Below are 2,302 nucleotides of genomic sequence, written 5' to 3'. Positions count from 1 at the left end.
CGCAACACGAAGTTAAGTAAATCTTCGAACATGACAAAGCACTGAGTAATATATTACTACTCACTGCTTTAAATTATTCTTATACAAAAGTGTTGCGGAAATTAGGTTTATGTTGATAATAATCACTTTCTGATGCAGGAATTCCTACGGCTAATGCCACTTTATCCCAATTACATGAACCTATCCTGCCTGAAAACGGCTGCAAAAGTAACGATTTTCCACGAGCATCCAGCCAACAGTCTGTCACAAAAATAAGGGTGGATAGAAAGTGGATAGCATTAGAGTAGTCAGGCGGACAAAAGATATCCTAAACTATTTTCAACACACGTAATCAGCAATCAATCTTTATTCAGATCGTATAAAAAGAAGGATATAGAAAAAGATGGGCTGCAAATTTATAAAGAAGGTAAGCTCATTGCAGATGTATCCGTTCCTACGAATTTTAGAGTAATGGGATATATGGCACCCTATTATTATTCGTATATCATACCCAATATGGACGAGGAAGACAATTCATTAATGCTATATCGTTTTAGACTATAAGTGAAAGTCACAAAATAGGCTGAAAGCTCAGTGGTCTTCCTCGCCCATTTTGTCTCTTTTAACCCAATTCGGTCGTTAGAACGAATAAAAATAGTCAGTCGCTTTACTTTTCTCGTTCTAATGACTGATTGAGGTTTATCCGCTAAAAGCCCTACTTAGGCCACATATCTACTATAAATTCTTTATTCCAGGCATCTTTCTCCGCTAAAACATATTCCGTTTCCCACTTGCCTAACGAATATCCCACTATATGCAATTCGGCTCCTGTCTTACCGGCCAGCTTAAACTTGCCGCTGGTGTTGACCTTGAACTGATAGTCGGAACCCGTTACTACACTTGCAGACTGATCTGTTGAAACAGAAGGACCTACTTTAACGAAAGGACCTCCGCAATAGGCTATATTGACTTCCGTCTTGAAATATACACCCAGGCTTGCAGCCACTTCACCAGAGTAAGTGATGTTGGTTCGATCTACATAGCAGTTAAACGAATGGTTGTATTCTTTATAAAAGACCCAGCCTCTGTCTCTTGCATAGGAAGGACCCAGCTTAAAGGAAGAATCAAAAGTCATGGGCAGAGTTATGCCTATCGTGCCTTTTGCATGTGCATTACAGTCCATAGTTAAAGTGGGTATAACCATGACCGAAATGTGAATGGGACCTGCTATCGGGAATACAACTACAATAGGAGGATAATAGACTAATGGGACTTCACCGCCGCTTGATTTATCCTTCACATCCCATTCAACGAACAGAGGACCATCCAGTTTGTACTCACCTGTGAAGTAGCAATCAAAGTTACGTAATTTGAACCAGGAAATGTTGATGCCGATTTCAAGGTCTAATGCTGTGTGGGTCTGTACATCCTTCAGTCCAATGCGTAAGCCTTTTTCTTCGTATGAATAATTGGTTATTCCATCCTTGTTGAAAATATGCCATGTAGCTTCTTGGGCCAGCAGCTCTTCGGCTGTTGCATACTTTTTGCCATTGTCTTCTGTACCGCTGAAGATAACCACGCTGGGATGATAAACGCCGTCTTTGGAATAACGGTTCTTCAAGCCTTTCTCGCCGTAGTTAACATACAATTCCGTGCTCAGCTTGAAGTCGCCATGCTCTATCAGGTCTGCCAATGTACCTTGGGTTGTCGTCAGAATAGCATCCTTTCCGTTTGCCGATACATTTGATACCTTCCGAATGAAAGGTGGCGTGTCGATGCTGCGCCATATAGACAACACATCGTTCTTGTTTACCTTTGTCTTTATCTTATCCAGGTATGCCTGGCTCACACGAATCTGTGTTGTGTCAGCATTTAAGATCTCCACATCGTTCGGATTGATAAAATCAAAATAGTTGAGAGCTTGGGCATTTTCTGCAAGCTCAATTTCGCCTTTCTCAATAGGCGGATCGGGAGAAACATTGTTATCGTCATCGTTGTCACAAGATATTACCGTAAGTGATACGAAGAACAAGGCAAGAAAAGCAAACTTGCCCGATTTGAAAAAAGACCAATACTGCTTCATAAATGTGGATTATTTTACGCCTTCCAGGTTTCTTGGAAGAACCTGATAATACATGGAAGCGTGAAACCGGAACACCGCATTTTGAGTGGAGTCACAACAAAACAAGCATAACGCTTCCTCAATTGTTGATATACCTAATTTCCGCAACACTTTTGTACAAGAATAATTTAAAGTACTGAGTAGTAATGTATTACCCAGTGCTTTGTCATGTCAGAAGATTCACTTAACTTCGTGTTGCAA

1 protein-coding gene is annotated in these 2,302 nt (G+C 40.7%); it reads right to left on the bottom strand.

What is annotated here, in order from left to right; translation table 11 throughout:
• Positions 1-694: 694 nt before the first annotated feature.
• Positions 695-2,062, bottom strand: a complete 1,368-nt coding sequence (locus tag KTG12_RS21090; protein ID WP_216945540.1) for a hypothetical protein — start codon at positions 2,060-2,062, stop codon at positions 695-697.
• Between the last annotated feature and the right edge of the window lie 240 nt (positions 2,063-2,302).

Origin of the sequence: Parabacteroides sp. MSK.9.14, from assembly GCF_019041495.1 — a bacterium.
GTDB lineage: Bacteria > Bacteroidota > Bacteroidia > Bacteroidales > Tannerellaceae > Parabacteroides > Parabacteroides merdae.
The sequence above is the reverse complement of the archived record's forward strand: the minus strand, read 5'-3'. Positions and strand labels throughout refer to the sequence as shown.

Excerpts from the sequence above, each read along its gene's own strand:
- KTG12_RS21090 (WP_216945540.1), bottom strand. The coding sequence starts at position 2,062 with ATGAAGCAGTATTGGTCTTTTTTCAAATCGGGCAAGTTTGCTTTTCTT.